The organism is Ruegeria sp. YTSA226 (genome assembly GCF_059609905.1).
In genome coordinates this window covers 1-22,761 of sequence record NZ_JBXWMQ010000024.1, presented here as the reverse complement: position 1 = coordinate 22,761, position 22,761 = coordinate 1, and the positions used below count along the sequence as shown (strand labels likewise).

The following is a 22,761-nucleotide window of genomic DNA, read 5'->3' as shown; positions in this document are numbered from 1 at the left end:
TATCGCACGCCGCTGAACAGCAATGGTCTCTACGGTGAGATTTTCTACGGAAACATAAACGCAAAACGTGACCTCTCGGGGGATTTTGCAAGAACGGATGTTGACGGCGAGAACTTCACCGTCGCGATGGGTTACCCCGTGATCCGCGATGTAGCCCGATATGGATATTTTCTGCTGGATTATCGCCTTTCAAAAGCGGACTCAGTCAGTGGCGGCGTTCCATTGTCCAGTGACGCGAGCGTTGCTGGTCTTACGTATCTTTACGGGCAAAACTATCCAAAAGGGCAAGCTCTGGAAGCGGGGCTAACCTTATCTTTTGGTGACAATGACAATGACACGACAGACGCAAATTTTGACGACGGAGACTCTTCGTTCTGGCATCTGCGGGGCGGCATCGGATACGAAAGCCCACTTACGAACTTGTCACCCAACACAGCTTGGCGCACCGAGATCTGGGGCCAGTTCACAACCGACCGGTTGCCCTCGGTCGAGGAGTACTTCCTTGGTGATCGCTATGCTTTGCGCGGATATCGGTTCGACGAAGTAGACGGTGATTCCGGGATTTCCGCGATTTTCGAAGTGTCTCACTCCTACTTTCCAAGTTCCCAAAGCATTCATCGCTTAACGCCTTTTGTCTTTTTCGACGTGGGTTACATCTCGAACAATGACCCAGCGAGTTTTGAAGTTGATAATGCTACACTGGCATCGACAGGTCTGGGTTTGGACATTGAGTTTAAGCAAAACCTTTTCCTGTCCGGATATGTCGGTGTCCCTTTGAGAGATGGCCCTTTGACCGACTCAGGCGATCCTGGCGCGTATCTTGCTCTGACAACAAGTTGGTGAGGATGTTATGAAACGGAACCGCATTGTTTTACTTACCGCAGCTTGTTTGGTCGCAGAGCTGGCCGCTACGCAGGTCGTCGCGCAGGGAAATCATTTTGGGTGGTGCCGTGGCGTAGGGAATCCGCACCAGTCGAGCCAAGGATGTGGGCAGGCCGGTGGGCAAGGGGCAGGCAATCAAATTACCGGCCCAACGCAGCCGGTGGCAAATCAGTTGCCGCCTAAAGGAACACAGCAAACGCCCACATCAGTTACTGTTCCAGTCCTTGCGCCGGGCGCGGTCCCGAACGCAATTCCCGGTCAGGTTCCTATTGCGACACCAATAGCGGTTCCAGGTCAGGTTCCCACGCCGGTCCTAGCGCCGACCCTAGTTCCGCCTTTGACACCAAACGCGACACCAAACCGGGTTCCGACAGCTGTTCCAAATCAGGTTCCCTCATTGGCTACCGGTCCTACCGCGGTGCCGCCGCAAGTTCCGACTGCAACTCCCAATCAAGTTCCGATAGCTATCCCTGGCCAGGTTCCGCCTCAAGTTACTGGCCCGACGGCTGTGCCGCCCCTTGTGCCAACAGCAATACCCAACCAAATACCAGTCGCAGTGCCAGGCCGTGTTCCGCAACCCAGCGGCACTACAGCGACGCCACCGCTTGTCCCAACCGCAACCCCCAATCAGGTTCCCACGGCGGTTCCTGGCCAGGTTCCACAGTTGACACCAAAACCTACGGCAACTCACGTGGCCGTCCCAGGACATCCGAAGCCACAAGGCGTCGTGACAATCATGCGCCCAAAGCCGAGGCCGACAACCGGTACTGTTCAGCAACCTGGCACAACACAAGTGACCCACCATTTAACCCACCAACGTAATTCTAAGAAACACGATCACGTCGCAGCAACTCCTGGACGGCATGACCCGCACGACCTGCCGAGGTTCCGCAGCGCAGCGGCCAAGGAAAACTGGGAATGCGTTGCCAGCGGATTTGGGCAACGTCGGTATGATGCCGGGCGCGGCGTGTTGCTGAACAGCGGGGCACTACGACACCTTGGAAATGTGGATGCGATGGCTCGTGATGTACCAGCACGGCACCCGAAGCATTCCGGATGCATTATCTCGGTCAAACGAAAGCAGCGCTGAAGCTCGCTGGGTAGGTTTTGCTCGGACAATGAGATTAATCGACCAATAGTTCGTCAATTGTCATCTGGTTAACTGGCTTTCGTATTGCCCTTATTCCCTGGCGTTTACGTTGGCTGACGTAGCCCAACAATGCTCTGTACCTATATTTACTTCAAATAGGCCAATAATCTAAAGTGCCGCACTTCCACGAAGAGCCTCCGACCATCTGGGCCGGTCAAATTAGGCAAGCGAAACTTTGAACGGCAACTTTGCAAAGTCAGCTTTCTGTGTAAAGCCGCCGTTAGCAACGACAGTTGCTGCAATCGCGGCGAATGTCGACTCAGTGGCCACCTGCTCAATGCCCGCTTCGGTTTGCATGAAGATCGCGGCTGGGAATATTTCTACAAATAGCCGCGTCGCGCAATGTTTTGGGCTCAGAAGTCACTTTGATTTTTTCCGGGAAATCGTGCCAAATTGTCCGAAAGCCGCCGCGCTGCTAAATTAGTTCTTGGTATTCCTACTTTTCACCAAGCGGTTGTCTCGGCACACAGCTTCGGGCAATGCGAAACACACTGGTGGATGTAATGGTAGATACACAAAGCAGATATCAGATCAAAGCCTTGATATTGAATAATTTATCTTAGCTATATGGTGCCCGGGGGCGGAATCGAACCACCGACACGAGGATTTTCAATCCACTGCTCTACCCCTGAGCTACCCGGGCACGGATACGGCTTTTGCCGTTGGGTGGAGGCGTTCTATGACTTGCTACTGGCAGTGTCCAGAGGCTTTTTTACATTTTTTCAATGTGGGCGCGGCATCTCAGTTTCAGGTGAAGAAACATTCTGTTCAACGTCTTCTTCACGCTGCGAAGGAACCGCGTAAGACCCGTTCAGCCACTTGGCCAAATCAATGTCTGCACAGCGTTTCGAACAAAAAGGACGGAATTGAGACACCGTTGGTTCGTGACAGATCGGACAGCTCATTTCAGCACTTCCGCAAGGGAAATCCGGCCGCGTTTGCGTTGCAACTCATAGTGACCCAACGGGGTCCATCCTGCCAGAATCGTCTCGATCGGATCAGACTTGAATGCAGATCGCAAAGCGGCTTCGAAACCGCGCCGGTCTTTCTTGGGCATTGGAGCGAGGTCGAGCGTGATCTGCCCCCCCAACCCACGGACACGCAATGCACGTGGCAGTGCTTTTGCGCAGGCGAAATTGGCCTTGGTTCCGGCGGCCATCGAGGTGTCTGAACCCGTGTTTACATCTACGGCCACCAGGGCGCGGGTGGGCTGGATATAGATGTGTCCGCCCCCGGCCAATGGTTCTGATATTCCGCCCGCCTGATCCAATGCATCCAAGACACCATGCGCCTCAAAGGCGCCAGGCTCGGTGACGACCTCGGCCGGGTCGGTCCAGTCGCGCCAGGCCAAAACATGCGGCCCATCACCTGCGAGCAGAACCTCAGGCTCGGTACCGGGATCGTTCATCACAGCATCGGCATGAGCCAGCATGACGCCGATATCCTCGGCAATCTCTTGGGCATTCTCGCCCTGACAGCAGGACCGCAGGATCAACCCGTGTTCGCTGCCTGCCATGGCCTCATGTGCGATTTCCAGCAAGCGGTCGCGTTCATCCTCATCCCGGATACTGCGCGATATATTCAGGCCCGGTGCATCCGGAGTGACAATCGCAAAGCGGCTTTTGAACAGCACGCGATCCGTCACCGGCAGCGCCTTTCCGGGTTCGACAAAACCGGTCACCTGGACCAGCTTAAGCTCTCCGGGGGCCAATCCTTTGACCTGTCGCAAAAAGGCCTGGCCGTCCGGCGTGGCCAGAAACATCCCGCCCTGCCCCTTGACCGGGCGATCCGCCCGCGCCCGGTAGATAGTACCGGGTGCCGGGGCTTCGGAAGCAATCAGGAAATCGTCAAGCTTTCCGTCCACCATCAACGCCGCGGCCTCGCGGTTGTTGATGTGGTCTAAAACGATGGTACGCCCCTTCATAGTGCCTCGCGATACAAAGGATAGCCGATGCCCTGCAGCAATCCGGCGGTCTCGGATAATGGTAGGCCCACGATGCCCGTAAACGATCCGGAAATCCATGGGATGAAGGCTCCTGCAGGCCCTTGGATCGCATATGCACCGGCTTTACCCTGCCAGTCACCCGTCGCCAGATAGGCATTGATCTCAACATCCGACAGGCGCTTGACCTTGACCTGAGAAACGACGTCGCGTTGCAATACACGCTCTCCGCGGCGAACAGCGACCGAAGTGATCACCCGGTGCCGCCGCCCGGACAGAGCGTGCAGAAACTCGGCCGCCTGACCTGCATCTTCAGGCTTTCCCAAGATGCGCCGACCCAGCGCGACCGTGGTGTCCGCACAAAGTGTGACATCATCGCTTTCGGCGGGAACAGCTTGCACCTTGGCGCGTGTGATCCGGTGGCAGTAGGGCACCGGCAGCTCACCTTTCAAAGGCGTTTCGTCAATGTCCGGGGCGCGGATGGCGTCGGGCTGCACACCAAGCTGCGCCAGCAGGTCCAGCCGCCTTGGACTGCCCGATCCGAGAATAAACGCCATGTGTCGGGCGTTACTTAAAGCGATAGTTGATCCGACCTTTGGTCAGATCGTAGGGGGTCATCTCGACTTGAACTTTGTCGCCAGCCAGAACACGGATGCGGTTTTTGCGCATCTTGCCTGCCGTATGTGCGATGATCTCATGGCCGTTTTCCAGCTCGACCCGAAACGTCGCATTAGGCAGGAGTTCCTTCACGACACCGGGAAATTCGAGCGTATCTTCCTTGGCCATGTTGTCTCCATAATTACGTTGCACCCGCAGAATCTACGGGGATGTGCGCCTAAATGAGCCTATTTGGGGCTTATTTCAAGGGCGTATTCACCTAAAGAGAGGATATTGTGACTGTTTCGACTCGACCGCACTGCTCGTCCCAATGTGCGCGGTTCAACACATGGCCATCCCGGCGCACATTGGCGATCGTAGTCAAGTCGACGTCGGCATAGGTCCAGCCAGGTTGGTTCAGCGCACCCTCTGCTAACACTCCGGTCGCGGGAAAACCCTTGTCAGGTGGACCAAAAATACCGCCCGTTCCTGTATTCATATCCACCGCATCGGACCATTCGTTTTTGCCCACGAGAGACGCCATGACCGTAACACATTGGTTTTCCAGCGCACGCGACATAGCCCCGATGCGGACACGCCAGTATCCTGCCAACGCCTCGGTGCATGAGGGAACCAGGATTATATCCGCCTCACTTAGGGCTCTGCCCAGCAGGGGGAATTCACTGTCATAGCAGATCAGGATTCCGATTTTTCCAAGTGGGGTATCAAACAATTTCAGTGGTCCGCCCGGCGCGATATCCCAGTCTTCGCGTTCAAAGCGGGTCATGATCTGTTTGTCCTGATGGTCAAACGTCCCGTTCGGAGCGTAGAGCACAGCCCGGTTTACCGGACGGCCTGACCCGTCAATCACTGGAGCGGATGCGCCCAGGATGTAGGTCTCATGCTCTTGAGCCAAACGCGAATGCAGGGCCTGCACGTCCCCCATCCGATCTGAAACAGCACGGATCGAACGCTCTAGATCACCCGCTACTTCGGCCCCGTCCAAAGTCGACAATTCCATCGCGCCATACTCGGGGAAAACGAGAAGATCTGCCCCCTGCCCTGCGGCATCCGAGACCCAGCGGGCCAGCTTATCTTCATACTGCGCCCAGTTTTCGAGCCAGTCGAGGTTATAGGCGGCGGTGGCAGCTTTCATGGAGTAACTTTCATTGCGCTGGTTTGGCGAACACTAGTTGAGGGCGCCCTGAAAAGTACAGGCACATATGCGCATATACCGGCCCAGCAAGGGATTGTGAGTTGGCATCTCAAGCCTGAAATGGCTAAATAAGATTAGGAGAGTTGCGATGCAAAACCGGGAAAGTTTCGAAAAGTTCTATTACACAAAGGTTGGCATGGGAAAAGCCTGCGGTTGCGCCGAACGGATTATCGACGTGTACGAATTCAACCGAACGGGTGGAGCGCTATCAAAATCAACTCCGAGACAGCAAAGGCGGAAACGCCGGTCAATCAGGGCTTGGGCCGTAAAATACGGCCTTCTTGGGCGCAAACGTCAGCCATAAATCTAAGCCGTGATATCCCTGATCCAGAATTGCAAAGGCTTCAGCGTCTCGCCTTCTTCGCCGATATCCCTCCACGAAAACTGCGCGACAGCGCCGGGCAACGGCTCATACTTCCGCGCGCTCCAAAAAGCATCCAGCGGGCGGTAGGTATCAGGCCGCATCGGGTGATCGGTCGTGCGTTGCACACCGCAAAAGGCGCATTTGGTGAAGCCAAAGTTGCGCGCATGGGCTTCGCGCAGGTCAAAGAACCTATGCCCCACGCCCTGCCCGCGATAGTTGGACAGCAAGACGGATTCGGCGCAGTAGAAGATCCGGGATAAGTCCAGCCCAGAGCCATCGAAGGCCGCCGCGAAATCGGCGGCATGGTCGACTAGCGGGGCGCCGGTCGATGCGCCGATCAGACGATCCCCGTCAAAGGCACCAACAACGATGGATCTGTCGCTGTCACGGTAGGATTGCAGGTATTTCCGCTCGTATTCCAGATCGCCTTCATAAAGATACGGCCATGCCCGAAACACCTCGATCCGCAAGCGAGCGACGTCATCCAGAGCCGCCTCAAGCGCCGCCCCAGTCAAGGCGCGAACGCCTGTGACCTCAGCCATTCGAGACCTGCTTGGTCCAGTCGGCCAGGTTGTAAAAGGTGGTGACCCGCGTGATCTTGCCATCCTTCAGGTCAAAGAACGACCCGGCTGGTAGGCGGTAGGTCTGCCCGCGTGCTTTGGGCAGGCCTTCATCCGTCTCAAGATAGGTGCCGTTCACGATGAATTCAGCGGCGGCACGGGTACCGCCCTCGGCCGCGAACACAACGATATCGGTGAGGTTCTCGCGATAGCAGCGGTTCATGTGGTCACAAAAAGCTGCGAATTTCTCTTTGCCCACTCGTATCTGCCCTTCGTTCACATGATGGGCCACGTCGTCGGACAAACAGGCCAGCATGCCGGCTACGTTCCCGGCGTTGAAGGCTTCGAAATAGGTTTTGACGGTTTCGTTCATGGTCACTCCGTTGGTTCGCCCCAGCGGTCCTTCAGATGCTGAATGATCTGATCGCGGGTCTGTCGGTAGTGATGTAACTTTTCCTCGCGGCTTTCGCCCAGCCCGGTAGGGTCCATTATTGGCCAATAATCGACATCCAGATGAAAAACCCGCGTCAAATCCAGCGCACGGCGCTGGCTGGCCGGCGACAGCGCTACAATCAGATCGAACGAGCTGAGGTCGTCGCCCCATTCCTGCATTTCATCAAACGACCGGGACCGATGACGTGAAAGCTCGACGTCGATTTCATGACAGACCGAAATGCAAAAGCCATCGATCTCAAGATCGTTGTGCACCCCGGCGGATTGCACATAGGTGCCGGTGCCATAAAACTTCTTCATGATGCCTTCGGCCATCGGAGATCGGACCGAATTGTGGTCGCAACAGAACAAGATGGACTGCGGCAGAGACGTCACCCGTCACCCCCCGAAATGCAATACGCAGATCAACGTAAACAGGCGACGGGCTGTGTCTGAATCAACTTCGGCCTTGCCTTCCAGACGTTCCTGCAACACCCGACTGCCTTCGTTGTGGATACCACGCCGGGCCATGTCGATGGTTTCGATCTGGCTGGGCGGCAAAGTCTTTACGGCGTCGAAATAGCTTTCACAGATCTGGAAGTAGTCCTTGACCACCTGCCTGAATGGTCCAAGGGACAGATGGAACTCGGCCGCTTTTTCTTCGGCTTCGGTGGCAATGTCGAAGACCAAACGCTTGTCACGGATCGAGAGCTGCACATGATACGGCCCTTCCGGAACCACACGATCATCGCGTTTGGGCAGCGCGAAAGCGTTATCCTCAAGCAGATCATAGATTGCCACCTTGCGCTCCTGCTCGATCTCGGGAGTCGGCGGGGGCAAGTTTCTATCATCCAGTTCGATGTGCGAAATTCGGGTCATGGTCGTTTGGTCCGTTCAGGTCGGGACAGACTTATCCCAATGGAAATAAATGGGCAACGCAGTGACCGCCCGTCCGACGAAAATCGTCAAAGCGGGTGTTCGGACGGATCTATTCCGTGTTTGCGCAACAGCGTATCGACCAGTGAACCAGAGTTGATTTGGCGGCCAAGAAAGATCTTTCGGAACCAGGATCCAAAAAAATGGACAGACATCTGTTGGTCCCACTTCAGAAAATCCAGTTTGGAAAGGTCGGGGTCATTCCAAAGGCCGCGATATCGCAATGGGATAGGATAGAGGACCGACCTGTGCACAGCCATCTCATGCTCTGGTGTGCCATACAGAAAATGAAACAGCATGGGCGGACCAAAGCTGAAAATTGGCAGGCTCCAATAGGTCGACCCGTTGAACATCTGGCGGTAGGTTTCCCTATGTTCTTGTGTCCACCATGGCGGCACCAGATCGCTGTCAAAAGCATATTTGCACATGGCCTGCAGCCCCGGACTGTCGCTGGGCAACGCAAGTACACCGTTCATGATCCGTTGTTTCTTGAGGTTCGCATTCGGAAAAAGATACCCGTTCTTTGTCTCGAATGGCCGGACCGCATAAGCATCCGCATCGGCCCAGATATAGTTGGTTTTTTGCATCAACTGCAGACGGAAAAGATCTGCATGAACGGCCACGGATCGGGTTATCGGATCGCGGTAGATCTCGGGAGTATCATAAATTTCGCGGGCATCGCGCGGCTCGATATAATCCGGAATGTCTTCAAGATCGCCATAGTGATAGACGATTGGCTTCTGGTCGACATCGGCGAAGGACTTCAGGCACAGATGTTCCAAAAAGCTAAAGCGCTTACCGATCCAGAGGGTCGCCACACGTTCCAAATCAACCTCCTTTAGATCCGGTCGCACATAAAGAGCGCCGCAATTTGCCCCTTGATTTCAAGCCCTATCGGGGAAAATCGGATGAGGTAATTGCAGGTGTGACCCTCTGACCATAGGTGATCAACCGTTCAATCGTTTCAACCGTGCGGTCACGGACAGCCCGTGCGCCTCGAGGCTTTCCGACTGCGCAAGTTGCTCTGCCGCTGGCCCGATTGCCCGCAGGGCTTCGGGTGTCATCTGGCTGAGCGTCGTGCGTTTCAGGAAATCCATCACACTCAGACCGGAAGAAAAACGCGCCGACCGGGCGGTGGGTAGGACGTGATTAGGCCCACCAACATAATCCCCGATTGCCTCGGGCGTGTACTGACCAAGAAAGATTGCACCTGCGTGAATTGTCTTTTCGCTCAGAGCGACGGGATCTGCGACGCATAGCTCAAGGTGTTCCGGGGCAATTCGGTTCGACAGAGAGGCTGCCTCATCCAGACTGCCCACAGTGATCACCGCACCAAAATCGCGCCAACTGGCCCCGGCTATGGCCCGGCGTTGCAGGGTTTCAAGACGTTTTTCCACGGCTTGCGCCACGGCCCGTCCAAAATCGGCGCTATCCGTGATCAGGATCGACTGAGCACTTTCGTCATGTTCTGCCTGGCTGAGTAGATCCAGTGCAATCCAGTCGGGGTCGTTGTCTTTGTCAGCAATAACCAGAATCTCGGACGGTCCCGCAATCATGTCTATACCGACCTTACCAAAGACTCTGCGTTTGGCGGCAGCAACAAAAGCGTTTCCGGGGCCTGTGATCTTGTCCACCGCTGCGATGGTATCTGTTCCATAGGCCAGTGCCGCAATCGCCTGCGCCCCGCCGATGCGATAGACCGTAGTCACGCCTGACAGGTGCGCGGCCAAAAGGACCAGAGGGTTCGCCTGACCGTCTGGTGTGGGCACGGCGATGGCCAGACGCTCGACCCCTGCGACATTGGCCGGGATCGCGTTCATCAGAACCGACGACGGATACGAGGCCAGCCCTCCCGGCACATACAGCCCCGCCGCAGACACTGCGGACCAGCGCCAGCCAAGGGTCGCCCCGGCCTCATCCGTCCATTGGTGATCGGCGGGCATCTGTTTCTCGTGATAGGCCCGGATGCGTTCGGCTGCCAGTTCGAGCGCCTGACGATCCGCGTCCGAGACCTGCGCAATGGCGACGTCGATTTCCTCTGCCGAAAAGGCCAGCGTATCCGGTGTCAGCTCTAACCGGTCGAATTTGGCCGTCAGTTCGATTACCGCCTCATCCCCACGGACCCGCACATCGTCAATGATCTGCGCGACGATGGCATCCACATCCGGGCTGTCTTCGCGCTTGGCCGACAGCAGGGTCTGAAAAGCCGCGTCAAACTCGGGCGACGTGGTGTCTAGAAAAACGGGCATGATCTGGCACTCCGTGGTGTTTCACCGGGTCATATCGCCGGGATGGGCTGTCCTCAACCCTCAGTCCACCGGGTGCAGCGATTTGCGCATCTCAAAACAGGATATGCTTTTGCGCGCCGCGCAGCCGCCAGTCGGTTTCCAGCCATGCCGGATATAAAACGCCTGGGCCGTCCGTGTCCCCTCAAGCTGTGCCTCGGTGCAACCGGCAGCGGCCAGTTCCTGTTCCAGCCGGGCCAACAACGCGCTTCCCACCCCAAGACCGGTATGAGCCGGGTCGATATAGAGCAGCGTGATCTCGCCGCCCTCACGCAATCCGCCGACAGCCGCAACCTGACCTGCGCGCTCGGCCAGCCAAATCTGCGCTCCGGCCTTGATCCAACCCCGAATGGTCTCCGGGTCTTTATTGGCGGTCCATTCCGCAACGGCCTGTGGATCATCGCCATGATCCGCCCGGCACAGCTGCGTGATCGAACGGATTAGTACGCGGCTTAAATCAAAGACATCAAACACGGTCGCGCGGCGCAACATCAGACCAGCGGGTGGTCCTGAGAAGGCCTGCGCGATACCGCGCTTATTCTGCATGATGCGGTGCTTGCCCCGACGGCGCCTGATACGGGCGGGTCACATCTTTGAGCGTGACGTCTATTGCCTCGACCGACAGGCGGATCGCGCCATCACCGGCCAATGTCAGCAAAATCTGACCCGCGCCGTCTTCGCCGGGTTCAAAATCGACCGAAAGCAAGGACATCACCAAATCCTTCTCGCTACGGTCGATACCCTGGCTGGCCACGGTTAGAACGGAAGCGAACACCAGCACAGACTGCACCCTTTCGAATGGACGGCCCCGGCGCGTGGCCGCATCCTTGTCCTCCCAGCGGAAACGGTTCAGCAACAGGCCAAAGCGGCGCTGCGACGGGTGCCAGGTCATTTCGGATACTGGGAACACCGCATCCTGTGTCAAAGTCGAGATCACCTGAAGGTCATCCCCATCCTCTGCACCCAGATTCAGTGGAGCCTCACGCCCATCGTGGAAACTTGCGTCTGTCATTGGTCTTTGATCCGTTCAATTTTGGCGCCCACGCCTTCCAGCTTGCGCACAACATGCTCATATCCACGATCCAGATGATAGACCCTGCTGACAGTTGTTTCACCTTCAGCAGCCAGCCCCGCCAGTATCAGCGAAACCGAAGCGCGCAGATCTGTCGCCATAACCGGTGCGCCCTTCAGACGTTCGACACCAGTCACGGTTGCCGTGCCACCGTGAACTTCGATATTCGCGCCCATCCGCACCAATTCGGGGGCGTGCATGAAACGGTTCTCGAAAATGCGTTCTTCGAGCACCGAGGTACCTTCGGCCGTGCACATCAGCGCCATCATCTGGGCCTGCAGGTCGGTCGGAAAACCCGGGAACGGCTCGGTCACGACATCCACGGCTTTGACACGCCCGTTCTTGCGGGCGACCAAAAGACCGTTTGCTGTTTCCGAGACATTCACGCCCGCCGCATCCAGTTTCCCGGCAAATGATTCCACCAGAGACATCCGCCCGCCCAACAGTTCGACTTCTCCACCACAAATCGCCGGCGCCAGCATATAGGTGCCCAGCTCGATCCGGTCAGTGACTACTTGATGGGTGGCGCCATGCAACCGGTCTACGCCTTGAATTTCGATGGTCGGCGTGCCTTCACCGGAAATCTGGGCACCCATCTTCCTCAGACACTCGACCAAATCGACGATTTCAGGTTCGCGCGCCGCGTTCTTCAGAACCGTTGTGCCTTTGGCCAGCGTGGCCGCCATGACAATGTTCTCGGTCGCGCCCACGGATGCAAATCGCATCTCATGCACGGCACCTTTCAACCCGCCCACAGCTTTGGCATGCAGATACCCGTCCTTAAGCTCAATCTCAGCGCCCAGCGCCTCGAGCCCTTCGACGTGCAGATCCATCGGACGCGCGCCGATTGCACAGCCTCCGGGCAGCGAGACGACTGCCTGCCCGAACCGCGCCAGCAAAGGACCCAGCACAAGGTTTGACGCGCGCATCTTTCGCACGATGTCATAGTCCGCCGTCTGACTGGTCAGGTCGTGGCTGGACATTGCGATCACCTGACCATCCTGCAATGACGACACCTCGGCCCCCAAGGACTGCAGCAAAGCCGTCATCGTCTTGATGTCGCTCAGCCGAGGCGCATTGGTCAGCGTCAGCGGTTCTTCGCTGAGCAAGGTCGCCGGCATCAGCGTCAGACACGCGTTTTTTGCCCCTGCAATCGGTATCTGACCTTTGAGCGGCCCGTTGCCTGTCACCAGAATCGAATCCATCTGCTCTTATCCCTCGTCTTTGTCGGCTTTGCCGTTCTGGGTTGCCCGCGCCTTAGCCTGCGCCTTACGCCGCGCCATATTCGCCTTGAGCGCCGCTTTCAGCCGCTCTTCGCGCACATCGCCGGATCTGCCGTGTTTTTTAGGTGTATTTTTTTCTGCCATAACCTTTCTCTACAGGAGGCGAAAAAAACCGTCCAGACACCCTTGCGCCGCGTTTCGTTTGAGTCTAATCACCCGCCCACAGCGCTGCTGTAGCTCAGAGGTAGAGCACTCCCTTGGTAATGGGCGGGTCCATTCCAAGTTTGTTTGTTCGAACAATGAGTTAGTGGAGCGTGGTGGAAGTTAGTAGGGTATTAGTAGGGCGTTTTTCCCGGTGCCCTGAAGTGGATAGGCTGCTGTAGCTCAGAGGTAGAGCACTCCCTTGGTAAGGGAGAGGTCGAGAGTTCAATTCTCTCCAGCAGCACCATAAAATCAATAATTTACGAGATTTACTCTGCTGGCACCACATAAGTGGCGACCACATGGCAACCACGCCTTAGCAAAATACGTCCGTTGTTAACGTCGCATGGTCGGGGCCTTGCCTTCATAGACGAGCTCCACCCCCCGCCCCTTGGCACCCCTTCAGCTGATCGAACGCAAGCCTGTGAGCCTCTCACACTTTCTGTGACGCGTTTTTCCAAGGCTACTTTTATTGGGGTAGGTCCACTATCTGTTGGTTGGAGCCCGTCGAACTAGAGTTTTGGGTTCGAGTATCCCTTCGCACCAATAGCGGACGTTCAGGAAATTTGATTTTATGTCCGCATTGCGGACAAAGCAGCCTTATGCAACCGCTGCTATTGCTGACGCAGCATCGGTGAGCAGCTGCTGCACGCGCATCGCTGCGGTGCAACTTATTTCGTCAAACCGGCCATTCAAGGCAAGATCATAGTCCGAATTTCGAACGGAGCTTTCGGTGCATCCAGATCGGACAATCTGGACGCATGAAACAGCGCTCATTGCTTACGATGGCTACAACGAGCGCTTCCAGAATGCGCCCCGAAAAATTGACCTGGTGAATACTAGCGGCAATGCGGGTGGCACACGCAACAGCGCTGTCTGATCAGTCCGTTGAGAAGCAATAAAACAGACCCGCCCCGCCAGAACGTGGCAGATGTTCTTCTCCACAACCACGCGAGCCGTGCGACGAGTTCCAAGACACCATGTTTCGCGCATCATTGAGACCCACACGGTCATGATGTCCGACAATCGCGGACCCGTCTTCACTATTCGAAGTCCAGTTGCTGCATGTCGTATCGCCACCTGCCGTCGAGAAATGTCCGGCAGAATCGGAGCCAGTCAAAATGTCATGTTTGTTCGGCTGACTACCACGCCCATTTACAGGGTTACCGTTTTCATCGAGTGCGGTCAGAATACTAATGTTCACGCTGTCGCTGTGTAGGTCTTCTACATTGTTGGCGATGAGTTCTCCCTTGGCATTGTACCATGGACCCGCCCCGATCCGGTCGCGTGCCGAAATACCGTTGGTTATTGTCATCGGGTCGGTGCTGCGATCAATGGACATTGACGTGCTCAGATAGGCCGAAAAAGTTTTGGAAGAACCGACCGCAGAAGCAAGTGCATTACAATGAGCATCGGCGCCGTCGAGGCCGCCTAGATTGGCACCGTCTCCTTTGCCTACACTAGTGATGAAGAACGACATCTCATCGCCTGCCGATTGTGCCTGAACGATTGCCGCGAAACAGCAGATTACGAGTGCAGCAACCCCATGGACAGCTGTTCTGTTGGTGAACTTCGACATGTGATTCTCCCTTCTTGCTGTTTGATCTCCGATGCTAGCCGTATGCATTGCTTGGGTCCACGATTAGCGCACAGGGATTAGAGAACATGACAGTTCAGCCTTCGAAACATATCTTGACGGAATATTGGTCGGCACAGACGTTATGGCCGACTTTCGTCACCATTGTGGCAAACCCAAAATGGGGTTCGCACGAAACTTTCGCCGCGAGTATTGCGAACACCCGGTCTGACAGACGTACTCCACCACCGTGCTGTGATCGATTGCCTCAGATGCTGGACAAAGCAGCTTTCCGACTTGACCGCGGCAATGTCCGTAGTCAGCCCAAAGCCGCTATTGCGTTGAATGCCTTGCATCGGAAAGTCGGCCTTTGAAACACTGAACTCGTAATGCTGCTCTGCAAATAATGCGACTGCTTACAACTGTTTTTGGGTGATTTCAGTTGGCTAGAGCTTTGGCTATGCGTTCAACCAAGGCCCGTTGCACGAGAGCAAACCTTGGTGTCTGCGCGATTTCCTCTAGTGTTGCGACCCAGAGCGGAACTTCGATTTGGGGATTCATGCCGGGCGATCTATGAAGGCGGGGGTCAGCATCGCCGATGAGTTCAGGTAAAAATGTCTTGCCCGCTCCGGAAGCGGCCATCTGCTGAAGCACCAAAAAACTGTCTGCTCCGTTGGTAGTTTGTTCGGTTTTCGCGTTTTCTGCTAGCCACTTGGCAGGCCGAGAGCGGCTCAACGCGCCGTCAAGCCTCATCCATTTACGATTTGGGGAACCATCATCATAGACCCCAAACGACAATGTACCTGATCGTTCTCCGACCAGGCCGTCCTCAAGTTTAATCGATGGGCGCACAGCGATATCCGCAGTCAGCCGGGATAGATCACGGTGGCTGTTGCTACTCAACAAAGTCAGTTCCAACCCTGGGTACTCTTTGGAAATTTCATTCAAAATTTGAGGCAAAACCATCTGGCAAAGACTGTCAGTGGACGTGATGCGAACGTGACCAACAGGAGAGCGGTTCGCGCCTACGATTGCCCTCTCTACTGAAAGCACCGCATCTTCAACGTTTTCCATAGCCGAGAGAATTGTTCTGGCCTCAGGCAGCGCGGAATATCCAGAAGGGCTCTTCCGAAAAATCGCACAGCCACTTCTCTGTTCAAAGGCAACCACTCTGCGCAGGACTGTCGCATGCGTTACCCCCAAAGCTTCCGCCGCCGAGTTCAGCGAACCGTATCTATCAACGGCAAGCACATATCGAATGTCATCCCAATTATCGTTGTTCATAAATTAACAGGAGGCGGCGAATAACAAACAATTACAAGTAAATTCGTTCAAGCTAACATTCGAAGTATTGAACAGGGAGAGACATCATGATGAAGAAGTTCTCAATTTTGGCGGCAGGCATTTTGTCTGTAGCGGCCATTGGCGCAGCCATCGCCCATGAAAGCGAAAATCCGGCTGTGAAAGCTCGGACCTCAATCATGCAGCTCTATTCCTTCAATCTTGGTACACTTGGCGGCATGGCCAAAGGCGAGGTGGGCTATGATGCCGAGGCCGCAACACGGGCTGCAAACAACCTTGTTGTACTAACGCAGATCGACCAATCCGCGATGTGGCCCGCAGGATCCGACAATGTATCCGATCCGTCCACCCGAGCGCTGCCTGCGATCTGGGAAAACTTCGCTGACGTTGGTGCGAAAGGGCAGGCTATGGCAGATGCCGCTGTTGCGATGCAGGCTGCGGCAGGGCAAGATGTTGATGCCCTGAAAGCGGCTATGGGCGATTTGGGTGGAAGCTGTTCGGCATGTCACAAAGCGTACAGAGCGCCAAAAGACTAATTGGTAGATAGCTGTGAAGCGGTTTTTCCTTTTCACCGCTTTCGTTGCACTCTTGATTGGGTTGGCAGGTTTGGTGCTGACCCGACCACAAAGAACGGATCAATCTAAACTCGACGGTTTGCATCCGGATCTCACCAGAGGCGAAATCGTGTTCCACGCCTCAGGATGCGCATCTTGTCATTCAGCGCCGGATGCGGTTGGTGAGGACAAGCTCATGCTCTCCGGTGGTCGCCGGTTTGAGACGGAATTCGGCACGTTCATTGCCCCCAACATTTCCAGTGACCCAGAAGTTGGTATTGGGTCCTGGTCTGCCCTGGATCTGGCCAATGCCTTGATCCATGGGACCGGACCCGAAGGGCAGCACTATTTTCCAGCGTTTCCCTATACATCTTACGCCAACATTACGGCCGAAGACGTTATTTCGCTCCTTGCATTCCTCAGAACCCTGCCAGCGTCCAAAGCCGAAAGCGTTTCTCATGAAGTCGGTTTTCCTTTCAATGTTCGTCGTGGATTGGGGGGATGGAAACTGTTGTTCATGACACCAGGCTGGGTAGTCGAAGGTGATTTGACCGACCAACAAAGACATGGCAGGTATTTAGTGGAGGCGTTGGGTCACTGCGCCGAATGCCATACGCCGCGAAATGGCTTAGGTGGTCTGAAACGAGACCTTTGGCTGACAGGTGCACCAAATCCAAACGGGAAGGGTCGCGTCCCGGGCCTTACCTCAGACCAGCTTGATTGGTCCGAGGCCGACATTTCCGAGTACCTCAAATCTGGCTTTACACCGGACTATGACAGCGCTGGTGGTGAGATGGTAGAGGTCATCGAGAACACAACTCGCCTCACCGATGAGGACCGTTTGGCGATTGCCGCCTATCTCAAGGCGGTTCCTGTTTCGTCGGCGGTGCTTCCATCAGAGTAACAGTCGTTTGGCGCCATGCAGGGGGACCAGATGCTGTCGTCGATCGCCGGTAGGAAGCCGCAGGGCCTATTCCCTTTTCACCAACCACCTGTTTTACGTTTTGAACGTCGGAGCTCAGCAATACCCCGAGATTCTGTTCATGATTGATTGAGCGTTGTGGTCAAATGACACAAATAATCGCTCTTTAATCCATTCCAATATCCATTGCGGTAGTGGCTCTGAAACTGTTGGCTTGGTTGCTGACAGGCTCGGTGGCGTTGTTGTCGGACGCAATGGAATCTACCGTGAATGTCGTTGCGGCGTTGCTGGCATACTTTGCGGTTCGGGTTGCCAATAAACCCCCTGATGAAAACCACCCCTTTAGTCACAAAAAAGCTGAGTATCTTTCCGCTGTCGTCGAGGGCGTACTGATTGTTCTGGCGGCGTTCTTGATCATCGGAGAAGCTGTACTGGCACTCCCAAACCCGCATCTTGAGGATGCGCCTCTTTTTGGAACCGCCGTCAGTGTCATTGCAACGGGCGTGAATGGCGCATGGGCTTACCTATTGCTCAAAATCGGCAGTCGCGAGGGTTCGCCTGCATTGGAGGCGAGCTCCCGGCACATTTTCACAGATGTCATGACCTCAGTTGGTGTCATCGCAGGTCTGATACTTGCACTTGTCACCGGCTGGCTGATCCTCGATCCGATCCTGGCAATTCTTGTTGCACTGAACATCTTGTGGGAGGGCTGGAAAGTTATTCGGGCGTCTGTCGATGGACTGATTGATGTGACCCTTTCGGATCATGACTTGCAGACCGTTACTAATGCAATCGAAGCAAATCTCGGCGCAGCCTTGGAGTACCACGACCTCAAAGGGCGTAGATCCGCAAACGTCATCTTTGTGGAGTTTCATCTTGTTGTGGACGGCACAATGCCAGTCAGCGCGGCGCATGATATATGCAATGACATCAAGGAAGAATTGGATCGTTTGTATCCGGGTTCTGTCTTTGTCATTCACCTCGAACCTGATGACGAGCTGAAGGGTGACCGGGTTAGTTCCCGCTAAACTGGTCACATGGCTCAGCAAAAACCCAATTGGTTTGACTGATCTGACTAAGACGTTCGGCTTGAAATTCGTCAGACCTAAGCCCGATGTGGGGAAGCCGAACAAGAAGTAACCTGCCTCCAACGTCACGAAGCGTGATGCTCAAAATTGGAGGCGAAAATGAAAATTCAAAGAAAGCTGGGTCAACTTCTTAGTACCGCGGCGTTGGCTTCGTTGATCGCGGCAACACCTTATGTGCCAGCGTTTGATGCCGATGGTCGCCTACATTTTGAACCATCATATGCCTTTGCCAAGAGCGGCAGGGGAAGCGACGGGGATGGTCGCGATGATGATCGGGATGACGACAGAGATGATGACCGCGACGACGACCGGGATGATGATCGTGACGACAATTCGGGATCAGGCAAAGGTGGTCGCGACGATGATGATGACGATGACGACTCCAAACGCTCCAATAAGGGCAGCGGAAAGAAGGATCGGTCTCAAGCAGGTGGTAAACCCTTGGGTTCGGCCGGTGTAACAAAGGTCGAAACAAACGCTAACGGCATTGAAGTGCGTTACGCCGACGGAACCAAGGAGGAGATCGAAAACGGGCGGTATGAGAGAAAGAATGCTCAGAACCGAACTGTTGAGGAACGCCCTGCGACCGGTGCTGACGTCTCAAGGCTTCGGTCTTTGGCGAATGGTATCTCAATCGACAACGTGCTCTCTTCTGGGCAAGGCGGCACTGCTGGAAGTCGACCTACGAAAATTGAACGCCAGGGCAAAAATATCGAAGTGAACTATGCCAATGGTTGGAAAGAGGAGATCGAGTTTGGGCGCTACGAGCTGAAAGACCCATACAACCGGACTGTTGTTGAGAGAAACGCAACGGCTTCCGATCGCCGAAGGTTGCAGTCGGTTGCCAACTGAGCAGCAACTCCAGTAGATAACCCGTTGGTGGCTTCTTGTAGAGGGGGCCGCCATCTTCGTACTAGAGACCGCTGTTAGTCTCCCTTGTTCCAAACATCATGGGCAATGAGCGCGGCCTCTACTCGGTTTCGCGCGTGAAGCTTGGACAGTATTGCCGTCATGTAGTGCTTCACGGTCTTTTCCTGAAGGTCTAACTCGTCAGCGATTTCACGATTACTCAGTCCTTTGGCTACACGTCGAAGTATTTCTTCCTCACGATGCGTAAGGTCATCGAGAATGCTGCTGTTCTTAGAGGTGCCGGTGTCAGCGTTGATTTGAAGCAGTACCCGCGAGGCCAAGCCCGGAGAAACGAACCCTTCACCTGAGGCGATGCTGCTTAAGGAAGCGGTCAATTCGCTCGCGGTTACTCCCTTCACGATGTACCCTATCGCGCCCGCCTCCAACGCGTCCGCGACGTCGCTGCTGTTCTCTGAGACCGTCAAGATTGCAATGAAAGGCGGATTTGCCATTGCCGCAATTTTACGTGTTGCGCTTATCCCGCCACCGGGCATCGAGAGGTCAAGAATGGCTATGTCCGGCTGATGCATGACGACCAGCGATACTGCATCATCAGCGCTGGACCCGGCAGCTAAAACTTCAAAACCATCAGCTTCATCCAGCGTGCGTTGCAAACCATCCCTGAATATCGGGTGATCATCAGCTATTACGACAGATGTAGTCATGATGTGCCTAACTTTCTGGGAAAGAGTGTCATAGAAACTGTGGTGCCCTCACCCGGTCTCGATGCGACTTCGAACCTGCCGCCAATACTCTCGACCCGATCCCGCAAGCCCATAAGCCCCTGGCCACCATCGTCTCGCAACGCGGTTTCTTCTGACCTGTCAAAACCAGGCCCGTCGTCTTTGACCTTTATAATTATGCGGTCGTTCTGCGCCTCAGAGATAACGGTGCACTTGGAAGCTGGAGCATATCTCGCGGCATTGGAAAGCGTCTCCTGAAGGAACCGAAAAACGCACAGCTTGTCGGACAATGACAACTCTGGGGCCTGGCTACCCAAAAGTGAAATATCCGGTCGCAACGGGCTGTGTTCGACGTGATCCTCTACGGCTCTCTTCACAACATCGACGAGTGACAAGCTGTCGATATCTGGCGCAGAAAGCCCTCGCGATATTGCACGAATTTCAGCCAGAGATTTTTGCAAAGACTGCTGAATTTCCTCTGCCTCTTTAGAACTTTCGGACTCTTTGGAAAACGCCGCCTCCAGTCTAAGGGCGGCGAGCGACAGGTATTGCGCAGGACCATCATGTAGCTCGGCACCGAGATTCTTGAGGAACCGATCTGTTTGCGTGGCATATCTTTCTGACGCATCTACTACACGCGACCGCAGCCGGGCATTCTGCTCGGCCATCCTCTCACTTTCTGTCAGGCGCTGTTTAAGAAGAGCCCCCTGTCGTCGAATAGTTTTGTCGCCAATTGCGACAATGGAATACAGAACAATAGTACTTGCCAGAAATGCGGAACCGACGACCAACCAACTTGTTCGCCTGGCCTTGGCTAAATCTAACTCAAGCTGATCAGCTCTTTCGTAGAACTCCGCAACTGCGATGATTTCGCCGGACCAAAGTTCGCGGATGGGGCTGTAAACTTCAAGTAGTGGTATCCCCAAAGCCGCCTCGGCGGCGCTCTCGGCATGATCAAGCTCTTTGAAAGAGCCGGAGATGTCACCGCTCCACGCCCGCCTTAAGTCATCCGTTGGATTGAAACGGTTTCCAATGATGTCTGTATCAGAGGCATGTACAATCACACCGCCTTGCTTCCAGAATTTGTAGGAGACAATGCGGTCACGCATTGGCTGGGTCATGAAAATCTCGTCCAGCGCCAGGCTCGCCTGCTCAGAAAGATGGTTGCCATGTGCCAATTCCTGGCTGAGCGGGGATACTACGCTTTCCATATATAGCGCAGCGGAATTGGCGGAGTTTTGCACGACTGCGTTCTGGATTCGATTTGACACCCAGACCCCGACGATTGCGGTAGCAGTACCCATCACGAAAATGCTGGCCGCAAGAAAGACTCGCGACAGCGACCAATTGCCAATCGTCAGGTCAGTTACTTTCGCTCTCATCGTGAAATCGACTATGAACTACAATCTGTTATCGCACCACAGACCTTGGTCTGACGTGATCTGGCTAAATCTCAGATCCTGCGCTTCCGTCCAGTGGCCAGAGTCAGATATCGTCCATCGTTCTCAGTCTTTGCAGCATCGGGCATTGAACGTTTCCGCTATCACAATTGGCCGTAAGCTCACTCAAGGCGTGCTCCAGGCGTCTGAGCTCACTAATCTTGCTTTGAACGCTGGCAATGTGTGCCTCGGCCAGTTCTTTCACTGATCGGCAGTCTTCGGCACTTCCTTCTGACAGCTCCAAAAGCGCCTTTGCGTCAGATAGAGGAAACCCCAGGTCACGGCACTTCTTCAAAAATCGAAGTCTTCCAACATCGCTTGCCGAATAGAGGCGACGATTGTTCAGAGCTCGTGCGGGTCTTGGTACGATACCTTCGCGTTCGTAATAGCGGATAGTTTCTATGCCGACCCCGCATTGCCGGGAAGCCTCGCCTATCGCAATCATGTGAAGTGCCTCCACTTGATCCTGTAGTTACTACAGGAGTTATACGCATTGAATGCTAGTGCCTCAACACAATCAAATCGCCTACCCAGGGAGCGAAAGATGAAAAAATATTTGAGCCTCAGCCACCTGGGATCGGTTTCCGCTCTGGGGGTCGCGACATGCTGTGTTCTTCCAATGGCCATGATGTTGCTCGGCTTGGGTGGCAGTTGGTTGGCGATATTCGGAAAAATAGCGGCAGCAAGCTACTATGTTCTCGCCATCTCAACAGTGCTGGTCGCAGTTTCGTGGTTCGTAGCGCATCGAAACGGGACGTTGGCAAATCTGAAATGGTGGCTTGTCGGAAACACGGCGACTACCGCGTTGGCATGGGTCATCGTGTTCAATGAGGCTCAAATCAACGATTATCTAATCATGCAGATGTGAGACAATGACAAAACAAACTGTGGTGCTGGATAGCACTTTGACCTGCCCTCGGTGTGGGCACGTTGAAACCGAGAAAATGCCAACTGACTCGTGCCAGTGGTTTTATGAATGCAAATCATGCAAGGTAGTCTTGAAACCGTTAGAAGGCGATTGCTGTGTTTTTTGTTCCTACGCAACTGTCCCGTGCCCGCCAATTCAGTCAGGTGACTGCTGTTGTGGATAAGCGGGCCGCAACCGCAACATCCGAGAAAGGTTTTGATTGTCCGCATTGGCTCGTCGGCCAAAGTTTGCAAAGTCTGGTTTCTGCGCATCGCGACCATCAAACTCGCACAACTCTGCGCCATGGCTAACGGTAGCAAAGTCCGCGTCTCGCGAATTGCCTGACAAAACCTCGCTGCGCCCGGCACCAATAGCCGCTCTTTACGCCGCACTGCCGTGTTCAAGATGATGCCCGCGCAGCAAGAAAATCAAATTCACAGATTGGGGCTGATTTCGTTGAAAAACTCCTGCTTGATCGGCGGCCCACCGGCTGATTCAATTCTCGAGACGAGCAGGAGGAT

29 protein-coding genes and 2 tRNA genes are annotated in these 22,761 nt (G+C 54.9%); 9 read left to right on the top strand and 22 right to left on the bottom strand.

Annotated elements, in window-relative coordinates; translation table 11 throughout:
• On the top strand, positions 1-843 hold an 843-nt coding region (locus tag AC2FFF_RS19195), incomplete at its 5' end, for a ShlB/FhaC/HecB family hemolysin secretion/activation protein (protein ID WP_496883067.1).
• Between the two features lie 832 nt (positions 844-1,675).
• Complete coding sequence (locus AC2FFF_RS19190) at positions 1,676-1,972, top strand: hypothetical protein (protein ID WP_142638999.1); 297 nt, start codon at positions 1,676-1,678, stop codon at positions 1,970-1,972.
• A 219-nt stretch (positions 1,973-2,191) separates the two neighbouring features.
• Here AC2FFF_RS19190 and AC2FFF_RS19185 read toward each other — a convergent pair whose 3' ends face one another.
• The 17 genes from AC2FFF_RS19185 to AC2FFF_RS19105 form a co-directional block, all read right to left on the bottom strand.
• Positions 2,192-2,329, bottom strand: coding sequence for a hypothetical protein (locus AC2FFF_RS19185; RefSeq protein WP_496692253.1), 138 nt, complete (start codon positions 2,327-2,329; stop codon positions 2,192-2,194).
• A gap of 271 nt (positions 2,330-2,600) precedes the next feature.
• Positions 2,601-2,675, bottom strand: a tRNA-Phe gene (locus AC2FFF_RS19180).
• Between the two features lie 79 nt (positions 2,676-2,754).
• Complete coding sequence (locus AC2FFF_RS19175; protein WP_496883066.1) at positions 2,755-2,937, bottom strand: DNA gyrase inhibitor YacG; 183 nt, start codon at positions 2,935-2,937, stop codon at positions 2,755-2,757.
• Entirely contained in the window at positions 2,934-3,956 is a 1,023-nt protein-coding gene (locus AC2FFF_RS19170) for a ribonuclease E/G (protein ID WP_142639006.1), read from the bottom strand. Before AC2FFF_RS19170 ends, AC2FFF_RS19175 begins: the two co-directional genes overlap by 4 nt.
• A complete protein-coding gene (locus AC2FFF_RS19165) occupies positions 3,953-4,531 on the bottom strand; it encodes a Maf family protein (protein WP_281995646.1) in 579 nt (192 codons plus the stop codon). Before AC2FFF_RS19165 ends, AC2FFF_RS19170 begins: the two co-directional genes overlap by 4 nt.
• A 10-nt stretch (positions 4,532-4,541) precedes the next feature.
• A complete protein-coding gene (gene infA, locus AC2FFF_RS19160) occupies positions 4,542-4,760 on the bottom strand; it encodes a translation initiation factor IF-1 (protein ID WP_005978431.1) in 219 nt (72 codons plus the stop codon).
• A gap of 91 nt (positions 4,761-4,851) precedes the next feature.
• On the bottom strand, positions 4,852-5,727 hold the full coding sequence (locus AC2FFF_RS19155) for a carbon-nitrogen hydrolase family protein (RefSeq protein ID WP_281973619.1): 876 nt from the start codon (positions 5,725-5,727) through the stop codon (positions 4,852-4,854).
• 366 nt (positions 5,728-6,093) lie between these two features.
• Complete coding sequence (locus tag AC2FFF_RS19150; RefSeq protein ID WP_281973618.1) at positions 6,094-6,693, bottom strand: GNAT family N-acetyltransferase; 600 nt, start codon at positions 6,691-6,693, stop codon at positions 6,094-6,096.
• Positions 6,686-7,084, bottom strand: coding sequence for a ketosteroid isomerase-related protein (locus tag AC2FFF_RS19145; RefSeq protein ID WP_281973617.1), 399 nt, complete (start codon positions 7,082-7,084; stop codon positions 6,686-6,688). The genes AC2FFF_RS19150 and AC2FFF_RS19145 overlap by 8 nt, the downstream gene beginning before the upstream one ends.
• 2 nt (positions 7,085-7,086) lie before the next feature.
• Positions 7,087-7,539, bottom strand: a complete 453-nt coding sequence (locus AC2FFF_RS19140) for an arsenate-mycothiol transferase ArsC (RefSeq protein ID WP_142639018.1) — start codon at positions 7,537-7,539, stop codon at positions 7,087-7,089.
• Positions 7,540-7,542: 3 nt separating this feature from the next.
• Positions 7,543-8,022 carry a UPF0262 family protein gene (locus tag AC2FFF_RS19135; RefSeq protein WP_142639020.1) on the bottom strand — a complete coding sequence of 160 codons (480 nt, stop codon included), beginning with the start codon at positions 8,020-8,022 and terminating at the stop codon, positions 7,543-7,545.
• Positions 8,023-8,108: 86 nt separating this feature from the next.
• On the bottom strand, positions 8,109-8,906 hold the full coding sequence (locus AC2FFF_RS19130; protein WP_281973616.1) for a hypothetical protein: 798 nt from the start codon (positions 8,904-8,906) through the stop codon (positions 8,109-8,111).
• 120 nt (positions 8,907-9,026) lie between these two features.
• Positions 9,027-10,328: a histidinol dehydrogenase gene (gene hisD / locus AC2FFF_RS19125; RefSeq protein WP_281973615.1), complete on the bottom strand. Its 1,302-nt coding sequence runs from the start codon at positions 10,326-10,328 to the stop codon at positions 9,027-9,029.
• A gap of 60 nt (positions 10,329-10,388) precedes the next feature.
• The gene (locus tag AC2FFF_RS19120) at positions 10,389-10,910 is read right to left on the bottom strand and encodes a GNAT family N-acetyltransferase (protein WP_281973614.1); all 522 of its coding nucleotides are present in this window, start codon (positions 10,908-10,910) and stop codon (positions 10,389-10,391) included.
• Complete coding sequence (locus tag AC2FFF_RS19115; RefSeq protein WP_281973613.1) at positions 10,900-11,376, bottom strand: DUF2948 family protein; 477 nt, start codon at positions 11,374-11,376, stop codon at positions 10,900-10,902. Before AC2FFF_RS19115 ends, AC2FFF_RS19120 begins: the two co-directional genes overlap by 11 nt.
• Positions 11,373-12,641, bottom strand: coding sequence for a UDP-N-acetylglucosamine 1-carboxyvinyltransferase (gene murA / locus AC2FFF_RS19110; protein WP_281973612.1), 1,269 nt, complete (start codon positions 12,639-12,641; stop codon positions 11,373-11,375). Before murA ends, AC2FFF_RS19115 begins: the two co-directional genes overlap by 4 nt.
• A gap of 6 nt (positions 12,642-12,647) precedes the next feature.
• Positions 12,648-12,803, bottom strand: coding sequence for a hypothetical protein (locus tag AC2FFF_RS19105; protein ID WP_185956727.1), 156 nt, complete (start codon positions 12,801-12,803; stop codon positions 12,648-12,650).
• 229 nt (positions 12,804-13,032) lie between these two features.
• On the opposite strand from AC2FFF_RS19105, the gene AC2FFF_RS19100 reads away from it, so the two are divergent.
• A tRNA-Thr gene (locus AC2FFF_RS19100) sits at positions 13,033-13,107 on the top strand.
• Positions 13,108-13,740: 633 nt separating this feature from the next.
• Here the strand turns inward: AC2FFF_RS19100 and AC2FFF_RS19095 are convergent.
• Complete coding sequence (locus AC2FFF_RS19095) at positions 13,741-14,439, bottom strand: hypothetical protein (protein ID WP_281973611.1); 699 nt, start codon at positions 14,437-14,439, stop codon at positions 13,741-13,743.
• Between the two features lie 435 nt (positions 14,440-14,874).
• A complete protein-coding gene (locus AC2FFF_RS19090; protein ID WP_281973610.1) occupies positions 14,875-15,720 on the bottom strand; it encodes a LysR family transcriptional regulator in 846 nt (281 codons plus the stop codon).
• 86 nt (positions 15,721-15,806) lie between these two features.
• Between AC2FFF_RS19090 and AC2FFF_RS19085 the strand changes: the two genes are divergently transcribed.
• From AC2FFF_RS19085 to AC2FFF_RS19070, 4 genes are all read left to right on the top strand, one after another.
• Positions 15,807-16,274 carry a c-type cytochrome gene (locus AC2FFF_RS19085; protein ID WP_281973609.1) on the top strand — a complete coding sequence of 156 codons (468 nt, stop codon included), beginning with the start codon at positions 15,807-15,809 and terminating at the stop codon, positions 16,272-16,274.
• Positions 16,275-16,287: 13 nt separating this feature from the next.
• Entirely contained in the window at positions 16,288-17,196 is a 909-nt protein-coding gene (locus tag AC2FFF_RS19080) for a c-type cytochrome (protein ID WP_281973607.1), read from the top strand.
• Between the two features lie 212 nt (positions 17,197-17,408).
• On the top strand, positions 17,409-18,242 hold the full coding sequence (locus tag AC2FFF_RS19075) for a cation diffusion facilitator family transporter (RefSeq protein WP_425595612.1): 834 nt from the start codon (positions 17,409-17,411) through the stop codon (positions 18,240-18,242).
• Between the two features lie 159 nt (positions 18,243-18,401).
• Complete coding sequence (locus tag AC2FFF_RS19070; RefSeq protein ID WP_281973606.1) at positions 18,402-19,154, top strand: hypothetical protein; 753 nt, start codon at positions 18,402-18,404, stop codon at positions 19,152-19,154.
• 74 nt (positions 19,155-19,228) lie between these two features.
• Here AC2FFF_RS19070 and AC2FFF_RS19065 read toward each other — a convergent pair whose 3' ends face one another.
• The 3 genes from AC2FFF_RS19065 to AC2FFF_RS19055 form a co-directional block, all read right to left on the bottom strand.
• Positions 19,229-19,876 (bottom strand): response regulator, encoded by a 648-nt coding sequence (locus AC2FFF_RS19065; protein WP_281973605.1) that lies wholly within the window; start codon positions 19,874-19,876, stop codon positions 19,229-19,231.
• Positions 19,873-21,276: a sensor histidine kinase gene (locus tag AC2FFF_RS19060; RefSeq protein WP_282022459.1), complete on the bottom strand. Its 1,404-nt coding sequence runs from the start codon at positions 21,274-21,276 to the stop codon at positions 19,873-19,875. The genes AC2FFF_RS19065 and AC2FFF_RS19060 overlap by 4 nt, the downstream gene beginning before the upstream one ends.
• A 103-nt stretch (positions 21,277-21,379) precedes the next feature.
• Positions 21,380-21,778, bottom strand: coding sequence for a MerR family transcriptional regulator (locus tag AC2FFF_RS19055; protein ID WP_281973603.1), 399 nt, complete (start codon positions 21,776-21,778; stop codon positions 21,380-21,382).
• A 99-nt stretch (positions 21,779-21,877) separates the two neighbouring features.
• Here AC2FFF_RS19055 and AC2FFF_RS19050 point away from each other — a divergent pair, with 99 nt between their 5' ends.
• Together AC2FFF_RS19050 and AC2FFF_RS19045 are read left to right on the top strand one after the other, a co-directional pair.
• Complete coding sequence (locus tag AC2FFF_RS19050) at positions 21,878-22,201, top strand: hypothetical protein (protein WP_281973602.1); 324 nt, start codon at positions 21,878-21,880, stop codon at positions 22,199-22,201.
• 4 nt (positions 22,202-22,205) lie between these two features.
• The gene (locus tag AC2FFF_RS19045) at positions 22,206-22,424 is read left to right on the top strand and encodes a GDCCVxC domain-containing (seleno)protein (protein WP_281973601.1); all 219 of its coding nucleotides are present in this window, start codon (positions 22,206-22,208) and stop codon (positions 22,422-22,424) included.
• Positions 22,425-22,761: the final 337 nt, after the last annotated feature.

Excerpts from the sequence above, each read along its gene's own strand:
- AC2FFF_RS19185 (WP_496692253.1), bottom strand. The coding sequence starts at position 2,329 with ATGCAAACCGAAGCGGGCATTGAGCAGGTGGCCACTGAGTCGACATTC.
- AC2FFF_RS19175 (WP_496883066.1), bottom strand. The coding sequence starts at position 2,937 with ATGAGCTGTCCGATCTGTCACGAACCAACGGTGTCTCAATTCCGTCCT.
- AC2FFF_RS19170 (WP_142639006.1), bottom strand. The coding sequence starts at position 3,956 with ATGAAGGGGCGTACCATCGTTTTAGACCACATCAACAACCGCGAGGCC.
- AC2FFF_RS19165 (WP_281995646.1), bottom strand. The coding sequence starts at position 4,531 with ATGGCGTTTATTCTCGGATCGGGCAGTCCAAGGCGGCTGGACCTGCTG.
- infA (WP_005978431.1), bottom strand. The coding sequence starts at position 4,760 with ATGGCCAAGGAAGATACGCTCGAATTTCCCGGTGTCGTGAAGGAACTC.
- AC2FFF_RS19155 (WP_281973619.1), bottom strand. The coding sequence starts at position 5,727 with ATGAAAGCTGCCACCGCCGCCTATAACCTCGACTGGCTCGAAAACTGG.
- AC2FFF_RS19150 (WP_281973618.1), bottom strand. The coding sequence starts at position 6,693 with ATGGCTGAGGTCACAGGCGTTCGCGCCTTGACTGGGGCGGCGCTTGAG.
- AC2FFF_RS19145 (WP_281973617.1), bottom strand. The coding sequence starts at position 7,084 with ATGAACGAAACCGTCAAAACCTATTTCGAAGCCTTCAACGCCGGGAAC.
- AC2FFF_RS19135 (WP_142639020.1), bottom strand. The coding sequence starts at position 8,022 with ATGACCCGAATTTCGCACATCGAACTGGATGATAGAAACTTGCCCCCG.
- hisD (WP_281973615.1), bottom strand. The coding sequence starts at position 10,328 with ATGCCCGTTTTTCTAGACACCACGTCGCCCGAGTTTGACGCGGCTTTT.
- AC2FFF_RS19120 (WP_281973614.1), bottom strand. The coding sequence starts at position 10,910 with ATGCAGAATAAGCGCGGTATCGCGCAGGCCTTCTCAGGACCACCCGCT.
- AC2FFF_RS19115 (WP_281973613.1), bottom strand. The coding sequence starts at position 11,376 with ATGACAGACGCAAGTTTCCACGATGGGCGTGAGGCTCCACTGAATCTG.
- murA (WP_281973612.1), bottom strand. The coding sequence starts at position 12,641 with ATGGATTCGATTCTGGTGACAGGCAACGGGCCGCTCAAAGGTCAGATA.
- AC2FFF_RS19105 (WP_185956727.1), bottom strand. The coding sequence starts at position 12,803 with ATGGCAGAAAAAAATACACCTAAAAAACACGGCAGATCCGGCGATGTG.
- AC2FFF_RS19095 (WP_281973611.1), bottom strand. The coding sequence starts at position 14,439 with ATGTCGAAGTTCACCAACAGAACAGCTGTCCATGGGGTTGCTGCACTC.
- AC2FFF_RS19090 (WP_281973610.1), bottom strand. The coding sequence starts at position 15,720 with ATGAACAACGATAATTGGGATGACATTCGATATGTGCTTGCCGTTGAT.
- AC2FFF_RS19085 (WP_281973609.1), top strand. The coding sequence starts at position 15,807 with ATGATGAAGAAGTTCTCAATTTTGGCGGCAGGCATTTTGTCTGTAGCG.
- AC2FFF_RS19070 (WP_281973606.1), top strand. The coding sequence starts at position 18,402 with ATGAAAATTCAAAGAAAGCTGGGTCAACTTCTTAGTACCGCGGCGTTG.
- AC2FFF_RS19065 (WP_281973605.1), bottom strand. The coding sequence starts at position 19,876 with ATGACTACATCTGTCGTAATAGCTGATGATCACCCGATATTCAGGGAT.
- AC2FFF_RS19060 (WP_282022459.1), bottom strand. The coding sequence starts at position 21,276 with ATGAGAGCGAAAGTAACTGACCTGACGATTGGCAATTGGTCGCTGTCG.
- AC2FFF_RS19055 (WP_281973603.1), bottom strand. The coding sequence starts at position 21,778 with ATGATTGCGATAGGCGAGGCTTCCCGGCAATGCGGGGTCGGCATAGAA.
- AC2FFF_RS19050 (WP_281973602.1), top strand. The coding sequence starts at position 21,878 with ATGAAAAAATATTTGAGCCTCAGCCACCTGGGATCGGTTTCCGCTCTG.
- AC2FFF_RS19045 (WP_281973601.1), top strand. The coding sequence starts at position 22,206 with ATGACAAAACAAACTGTGGTGCTGGATAGCACTTTGACCTGCCCTCGG.